Annotated in this window: 9 protein-coding genes and 1 pseudogene; 9 read left to right on the top strand and 1 reads right to left on the bottom strand. The window is 52.8% G+C overall.

From position 1 onward, the window contains the following. Positions 1–295: 295 nt before the first annotated feature. From larB to P378_RS09095, 7 genes are all read left to right on the top strand, one after another. A complete protein-coding gene (larB, locus tag P378_RS09120; RefSeq protein ID WP_099083022.1) occupies positions 296–1,057 on the top strand; it encodes a nickel pincer cofactor biosynthesis protein LarB in 762 nt (253 codons plus the stop codon). Beyond that, the gene (larC, locus tag P378_RS09115; protein WP_099083021.1) at positions 1,054–1,860 is read left to right on the top strand and encodes a nickel pincer cofactor biosynthesis protein LarC; all 807 of its coding nucleotides are present in this window, start codon (positions 1,054–1,056) and stop codon (positions 1,858–1,860) included. The genes larB and larC overlap by 4 nt, the downstream gene beginning before the upstream one ends. 75 nt (positions 1,861–1,935) lie before the next feature. Beyond that, positions 1,936–2,565, top strand: coding sequence for an ATP-dependent sacrificial sulfur transferase LarE (gene larE, locus P378_RS09110; RefSeq protein WP_338013882.1), 630 nt, complete (start codon positions 1,936–1,938; stop codon positions 2,563–2,565). A gap of 29 nt (positions 2,566–2,594) precedes the next feature. After that, complete coding sequence (locus tag P378_RS23525; RefSeq protein ID WP_338013881.1) at positions 2,595–2,747, top strand: hypothetical protein; 153 nt, start codon at positions 2,595–2,597, stop codon at positions 2,745–2,747. Positions 2,748–2,757: 10 nt separating this feature from the next. After that, a complete protein-coding gene (locus tag P378_RS09105) occupies positions 2,758–3,159 on the top strand; it encodes a PaaI family thioesterase (protein WP_099083020.1) in 402 nt (133 codons plus the stop codon). A 79-nt stretch (positions 3,160–3,238) separates the two neighbouring features. Continuing rightward, positions 3,239–3,760 (top strand): nitroreductase family protein, encoded by a 522-nt coding sequence (locus P378_RS09100; RefSeq protein WP_099083019.1) that lies wholly within the window; start codon positions 3,239–3,241, stop codon positions 3,758–3,760. A 162-nt stretch (positions 3,761–3,922) separates the two neighbouring features. Beyond that, on the top strand, positions 3,923–5,014 hold the full coding sequence (locus P378_RS09095) for a YkvI family membrane protein (protein WP_099083018.1): 1,092 nt from the start codon (positions 3,923–3,925) through the stop codon (positions 5,012–5,014). 197 nt (positions 5,015–5,211) lie between these two features. On the opposite strand, the gene P378_RS09090 is transcribed toward P378_RS09095, so the two are convergent. Then, complete coding sequence (locus tag P378_RS09090; protein WP_099083017.1) at positions 5,212–5,442, bottom strand: hypothetical protein; 231 nt, start codon at positions 5,440–5,442, stop codon at positions 5,212–5,214. A gap of 540 nt (positions 5,443–5,982) precedes the next feature. Between P378_RS09090 and folP the strand changes: the two are divergent. Continuing rightward, positions 5,983–7,181, top strand: a pseudogene (gene folP, locus P378_RS09085) (dihydropteroate synthase). Further along, positions 7,171–7,452 carry a dihydroneopterin aldolase gene (gene folB / locus P378_RS09080; protein WP_338013880.1) on the top strand — a complete coding sequence of 94 codons (282 nt, stop codon included), beginning with the start codon at positions 7,171–7,173 and terminating at the stop codon, positions 7,450–7,452. Before folP ends, folB begins: the two are co-directional and overlap by 11 nt. The last annotated feature ends 12 nt before the right edge of the window (positions 7,453–7,464 follow it).

The following is a 7,464-nucleotide window of genomic DNA, read 5'->3' as shown; positions in this document are numbered from 1 at the left end:
GACGGCTATAAATTTTCCTGCCATCAAGTATCATTGCTTGCCTTCTGCAGCGTAATACGGTAGGATGAGTATACACAGCAGTTCCCCCTTATTATGTTGGTGTGGTAACTATCATTATAAGGGGAGCACTGTGGATACTCAACCATCTGGGGCAAGCCCGGGTGGTTGATTTATTTCCCAGCCTATTCCATTTTGTCAACCCATACCCAACTTAACACAGCTTACCCAAGGAAATCCGTGACAAAATCGGTATAATAAACTATGATTGACTAAATCCTACCCGGAGGAGGAAACCATGGGGCCGGAAGAGTTGCGCAAGTTGCTGGAAGGAGTCCAGACCGAACAAATATCCGTTGACCGGGCATTGGAGCAATTGAGACGATTACCCTACGAGGATCTGGGCTATGCCAAAATTGACCACCACCGGCATTTGAGAAAGGGTTTTCCCGAGGTCATTTATTGTCAAGGAAAAACCGTTGACCAGGTGGCACAGATCTTTCACAGGCTTTGTCAAGCAAGTCAGGGCAATATCCTCGGCACCCGGGCCACGGAGGAAATGTTCGGGGCGGCAAAGGAACTGGTCCCCGAAGCGGAGTATGACCCAACAGCCAGAATGATCCTGCGCCGGAGCGACAGTACACCCCGGCGGGGAATGGTGTGCGTCTGCAGCGCCGGCACCGCCGACCTGCCGGTGGCGGAGGAGGCGGCCCTGACCTGTGAACTTATGGGCAACCGGGTAGAAAGAATTTATGATACCGGCGTGGCGGGGATCCACCGGATCCTGGACCAGACGGAAAAACTGGCTAGGGCCAATGTCGTCATTGTGGTGGCAGGCATGGAAGGAGCCCTGCCCAGTGTGGTGGGCGGTCTGGTGGATAAGCCGGTGATCGCTGTGCCCACCAGTGTGGGCTATGGCGCCAGTTTCAATGGGCTGGCCGCTTTGCTGGGCATGCTGAACAGCTGCGCTTCCGGGGTTACGGTGGTAAACATTGATAATGGTTTTGGTGCGGGCTATGCCGCCGGCCTGATTAATAAACTGGCAGGTGATAAACAGTGAAAATCGCTTATCTTGATTGTTTTGCAGGAATCAGCGGGGATATGTTTCTGGGGGCACTAATTGATTTGGGTGTAGAGGTGGACCAGCTCAGGCAGGAGTTATCGAAGCTTGGCATCCAAGGTTATGAATTGTCTGTCAGGCGGGTGATGCGCAAGGGCATCAGCGGGACCAAGGTTGATGTAAAGGTAACGGAGGACCAACCCCACCGTCATCTTAAGGATATTGTGGCGATTCTGGAAAACAGCCAGCTGGCGGATGCCATTAAACAAGATGCCAAAAATATTTTTGCACGGCTGGCTTCCGCCGAAGGGAAAATCCACGGGCGCCCGCCGGAAAACGTGCATTTTCACGAAGTGGGTGCGGTGGATGCCGTTGTGGACATCGTCGGCACCCTGATCGGACTTGCTAAATTAGAGATCGAGGAAGTTTACTGTTCACCGCTCAACGTGGGCAGCGGCACCGTTCGCTGTGCCCACGGGGTCATGCCGGTACCTGCACCGGCCACGGCAGAGATTTTAATAAATGTGCCCATCTATACCGCCGGTCCGACCGTCGAACTGGTTACCCCCACCGGTGCCGCCCTGGTGAAATACCTGTCCAGGGATTTTGGCCCCATGCCGGCCATGATTCTTAAAGGCGTGGGTTACGGGGCCGGGGACAGGGATATGGAAATTCCCAATCTCCTCAGAGTGATGGTTGGCGAGCCGGAACCCCGGCAATACCATTATCAATGGACCGGTGAAGCCTACGACCCGGCACAAATCCATAATCACGGTCATTGTCACAACCGGGAACACAATTGAAAAGTGAGATGTGAGAAGTTGGAAGCGGGAAAATGTGGATAAAGATTTTGTATCTGTTTAAGCGGGGGCATAGAATTGTTAGAAGGGAAGTTCCTTAAATTAAAGGACATCATCCGGGGGTACGGTAGAGTCCTGGTGGCTTATTCCGGGGGGACGGACAGTGCCTTTCTTCTGGCGGTGGCTTCCCGGGTGCTGGGAGACCAGGTGCTGGCAGTAACGGCGGTGTCCGCCACGTCCACTGCGGCTGAAATCCAGGAAGCCGGGGCGTTGGCCCAACAGCTGGGTGTGCGGCACCTGGTGGTTTACTCAAAGGAAATGCAGTTAAGGGAATTCATAGAGAATTCACCCCTAAAATGTTACCATTGTAAACATGCGCGGTTTTCCGACCTGCAGGAAATTGCCCGTCAAAACAAGATCCCCCGGGTGCTGGATGGTTCCAACCTGGATGACGTGAATGATTACAGGCCGGGCATGAAAGCCGTGGAGGAACTGGGGGTGCGCAGCCCTCTCCGGGAAGCCGGACTGACGAAGGCTGAGATCCGGGAATTGTCCCGGCAGTTGGGCCTGCCCACCTGGGATAAGCCGTCCTCTCCCTGCCTGGCGTCCAGGATTCCCTACGGGCAGGAAATCACCGAAGAGAAACTGCGCCGGGTGGAGGAAGCGGAGAGGTTTCTTAACCATTTAGGGTTTTCTCCCGTCAGGTAAGGCATTACCTCAGGGAGGCATGCCTGGAAGTGCCCCGGGAGCAATTTTTACGGCTGGCAGAACTGTCTGTGAAAATAACGGAGCAATTCAAGGAGCTGGGCTTTACACGCGTAAAGCTGGACCTGTCAGGCTTTCGCAGCGGCAGTTTAAACGAAGAATTAGGGATGGATAAAAGGAGTTAGCAATCAATCCATGGATCAAGAAATGCAGCAGTTGATAAAATTCGCCAGTGACAATCCCTTTGCCAAAATGCTGAACATTGAAATCTGCGAAATGGAACGGGGAAAGGGCGAATCCTGCCTGGAAATAACAGTGGCCCCCATACACCTCAACCCCCAGGGAACCCTGCACGGCGGCGTTTTGTCTGCCATGGCCGACATTGCCATGGGGGTGGCCATTCGCACCCTGGGCAAAGTCGGTGTCACCGTGAACCTCAACACCAATTTCCTGGCGCCGGGGCATCCTGGCGACCGGGTCACCGCCCGGGGAAAGGTGATTCATGACGGGAATACACTGGTTGCCACCGAATGCACCGTTACCCGCGGGGAAGATGTCCTGGCCAGAGCCACCGGGTTGTGGTTTGTAGTAAAATAAAGGCATTTATTAATCAGAACACATGATTTTTTCTCCTTGGGAAAAACTTTAAAAAAGTGTTTTCAAGGAGGAGAAATCGTTGACCAAGGATGTTATCGAAGCCATAGAACAGCGGAGCAGTGTCCGTTCCTTTACCAGTGAACCTGTGGCCGAGGCCACCGTTGGACGACTGGTGGAAGCGGCTTTGCGGGCGCCCAGCGCTGGCAATCTGCAACCCTGGAAGCTGGTGGTGGTTTTTAAGGAGGAGGTAAGACAGGCCCTGGCCGGAGCCTGCGAACGTGAATCTTTTATTGCCGATGCCCCGGTCAATATCGTGGTCTGCCTGGAACAGGGAAAATCAGCCAAAGTTTACGGACAGCGGGGAGAGGCCTACCAGTATCAAGATATTGGAGCTGCCATCGAAAATATGCTGCTGGCGGCAACCGGGTATGGCTTGTCTACCTGCTGGGTAGCGGCCTTTCAGGAAGACAAAGTGTCGCAAATCCTTCAATTGGGCGGCGACCTCAGGCCGGTGGCGATCATCGCTGTGGGACATACCAAAGAGCAGCCGGAACCGGTTGCCCAGCGCAACGCAGACGATGTACTGAAGGTCATTCATTAAAAAATTTCAAGCGACCAAGAAAACTCCCCCAGAGGGAGTTTTTTGTGCTGTCTTAATAATAATATTTTTGTTTGCGTATGATTGCTTCAATCAGCCACTTCACCAGGAGTGCTGATACCACTATAACACATAAGATACTTATTTTTCGGAAAAACTATAATTATGGGAAAAGAAGCAGAAACCTTAACAACTTTTAATGTGGCAGCTGTATATATTGGAACCCTGGTTGGGGCTGGGTTTGCCTCCGGTCAAGAGGTCCTCCAATTTTTTAGTTTTTTCGGATTGACCGGGATACTGGCTCTAGCCGCCGCCACCGTCATGTTTGTCTTTTACGGCATGATCGTCCTGGAACTGGGAAGGAGGTTAAAGGCGGATTCACACCGGGAGATCATGCGGTATGTTGGTGGCCCCTGGCTTGGCAGTATTGTTGATGCGGTCATCACCTTCTTTTTGTTTGGCGCTCTAACGGCCATGGCTGCCGGGACCGGGGCGGTTTTCACAGAACAGCTGGGGTTATCCGGTGTGCTGGGCAGCCTGGTGATGATTGCCATAACGTTATTGACCGTACTGCTGGGGATACAAGGACTCATTAATGCCATCAGTTTTGTTGTTCCGGTATTATTGATTTCTGTATTGGGGGTCAGCGTGGCCACCCTGCTGGTGACACCGCCGGATTTTGACGCCATCAGCAGGGTGACTCAACCGGCCCGGGCGGTGGTGCCTTACTGGCCCCTTGCCGCCGTTAATTATGTATCTTACAATTTGGTGATCGGTGTTCCCGTGCTGGCTTCCCTGGGCCTACTGGCAAAACATCCCGGGATATTAAGGCGAGGCGCTGTCTACGGGGGACTGGGCCTGGGCATTGGAGCGCTGGCCATCAACCTGGCTTTGCTGGCTAACTTCCCTGAAGTTGCCCGCTATCAAATTCCCATGGCCTACGTGGTGGCCCAGTTATCACCGGTGATGCGTGTAGTCTATATTATTGCTTTGCTGGCGGCCATCTACTCAACAGCGGTAGGGTGTCTGTACGGGTTTGTCAATCGTTTTACTGATCATGGTAGACCTGCCTTTACATGGTGGGTAATCGTTACAAGCGTTTTTGCCTTTGGAGCCAGCCAATTTGGTTTCACCAACCTGGTCCGGGTTCTGTACCCTGCCGTGGGTTACGCCGGGCTGTTAATGCTGGCAGGGTTACTCTATGGGTATCTTAAGGAGCGGCTGGTGCCGCAGCCGGCCTATAAACCCAAAAAATAGTATGAATCCACAGGCTAGCAATAAAGAAACTGAGATAGTGCCTGGAAAAAATAAAATACCTCCGACTGGTTTTCGATCAAAGATAAAAAAGAAATACAATTCTTATCGGGATTGCTCTTTTCCTTTTGGGAGGGTTCGGGCAATCTTTTTTAGTTTTGTGACAGCATGATGTCAATAGGTATTGCATTTTACTTTTGTCAGCACGTACTAGGTGTATAGAAAACGCCTGCAACTTCATCAAATACCGTATTCATTTCAAGACAATCATTGTATGAGTCCCAGATGGCAAAGATATAGATGGAGGGAAAGAAAAGCAGCCATTGGTAATCGACCATCACCTGGGCAAGGTTGAAATGGCCTTTTAAGGTAGCCACGATGGCGTTATGCATATTTGCCAAATAAATGATGGCAATGTTCCAGCCAAACAAAATCAACGCCTTAAAGGTTTCGGCAGTCCACAGCAAAGATAAAAAGAAATAAGGTTAGGACTAACGAAAAAAGCATCCCGTTTTCCAAACTTACGTTCATACTGTCGGCTCTTTTTTGGACGGCAAGCCCCTTCTATCTGCTGTTTAATGCTCTCAATCCTTGACTGCCTCATCGGTGAGCCTTTTATCAAAGAAAACCAGGCAGTTGCCGGTCAGGGTATTGATCTGAACATCTATGACGCCAGCGGTTTCTTTCAGCAAGCCACGAAGTTATTGGGCCAGCGCCGGGTTGTTTTTTTAATTCCTTGATCCTAATCCTGACCTCCCGGGTAAAATATGCATAGGCCTCACCTGTGCTGGATATACATTACTTTTATGTTTCCACTGCTGCACCTAAAAAAATGATTGAACTTTATTCCGGCAATTTTCTCGCCTCTGCTTATAAAAAGATGACGCTTGCTGTATATTTGTTTAATTTTGCTGGCCGGTAATGTTATACTTTAAAATATCTGTTAACTACAGGAAGACCGAGGTGATCCCGTGGCAATAGAAATTGCAGTAAAATTTATCGACAATCTCGACCAGGCCCGCAGCGAAATTATGGCTGTGGGCAGTGACCTGGCAGGGTGGCAGAGAATGGTGCCCAAGGCGGTGCACCGGATTATAAAGCTATCCGGCGTCAACCCCACCCAGGCCAATATCATCAAGCAGGAAATCCTGGCCAGGGGTGGCGAAGCGGCGGTGGCCAGGGGTATCGTCAACCACACCGTGGAGACCACCGATGTCCTGATAATGGCAACCCTCAAACAGTACCGCACGTTTATCGAAAAGTTAAAAATGCAGCCCTTCGGCCTGGCCCAGCTGGCCGACCGAATCAAAGAAGCCCTGGACAACCTGGAAGGGTTAAAGGCCCGTCGTTTAAACTGCCGGGGCAGGGTGCTGGAACTGGGCCGGCGGACCCTGGTGATGGGGATTTTAAACGCCACGCCGGACTCCTTCTCTGACGGGGGACGATACCAGGACCCGGCGGCGGCCCTGGAACATGCTCAAAGAATGGTGGAAGACGGGGCGGATATCATTGACCTGGGGGGGATCTCCACCCGGCCGGGGCACACCGAGGTCAGTGAAGATGAGGAAATGCGGCGTGTGCTGCCGGTGCTGGAGAAATTGGCGCCGTCGATACCGGTGCCCATCAGCGTGGATACCTGGCGGGCCGGGGTGGCGAGGCAGGCCCTGGAGGCGGGAGCCCACATCATCAATGACCAGTGGGCCCTACGAGGTGACCCGGACCTTGCCGCCGTGGTGGCGCAATACCAGGTCCCCGTCATGCTCATGCATAACGGCCAGGGCACCCATTACCGGGATCTGATGACCGAAATCACTGCCTTTTTGCGGGAAGGTATCGAAACCGCCGTCCGGGCCGGCCTTGCCAGGGAAAACATCATGATCGATCCCGGCATTGGCTTTGCCAAGACCTATGAGCAAAATCTGGAAGTCCTGCGAAGATTAAAGGAACTCACCGTACTGGGCTGCCCCATCCTGCTGGGGACCTCCCGCAAGTCGGTGATTGCCAGGACCTTAAACCTGCCGGTGGACCAGCGGGTGGAGGGGACCGGCGCCACGGTGGCCTGGGCATCGCCTGCGGGGCGGACATTGTCAGGGTCCATGACGTAAAGGAAATGGTACGGGTGGCCAGGATGAGTGATGCCATTCTCAGGGGGAATCTGCATGAAGGATAAAATTATTTTGAAGGGCATGACCTTTTATGGTTACCACGGTGTTTTGCCGGAGGAACAGAGGCTGGGGCAGCTGTTCGAGGTGGACCTTGAACTGTTGACGGATCTCAAGCCGGCGGGGGACTCTGATGACCTGAAACGCAGCGTCAGTTATGCCGATGTGTTTGAAACGGTGGAGCAGGTGGTCACCGGGCCGCCCCGCCGGCTGCTGGAGGCGGTGGCGGAAAGCATCAGCGGCGGGTGCTGCAGCAGTACCCACCGGTGCAAGAAGTGAAGGTGGTCGTTA

Source organism: Desulforamulus profundi, assembly GCF_002607855.1.
The sequence above is the reverse complement of the archived record's forward strand: the minus strand, read 5'-3'. Positions and strand labels throughout refer to the sequence as shown.

What these genes read in the sequence shown, in the direction of transcription:
- larB (WP_099083022.1), top strand. Translation starts at nt 296, where the DNA reads ATGGGGCCGGAAGAGTTGCGCAAGTTGCTGGAAGGAGTCCAGACCGAA.
- P378_RS09105 (WP_099083020.1), top strand. Translation starts at nt 2,758, where the DNA reads ATGGATCAAGAAATGCAGCAGTTGATAAAATTCGCCAGTGACAATCCC.
- P378_RS09095 (WP_099083018.1), top strand. Translation starts at nt 3,923, where the DNA reads ATGGGAAAAGAAGCAGAAACCTTAACAACTTTTAATGTGGCAGCTGTA.
- folB (WP_338013880.1), top strand. Translation starts at nt 7,171, where the DNA reads ATGAAGGATAAAATTATTTTGAAGGGCATGACCTTTTATGGTTACCAC.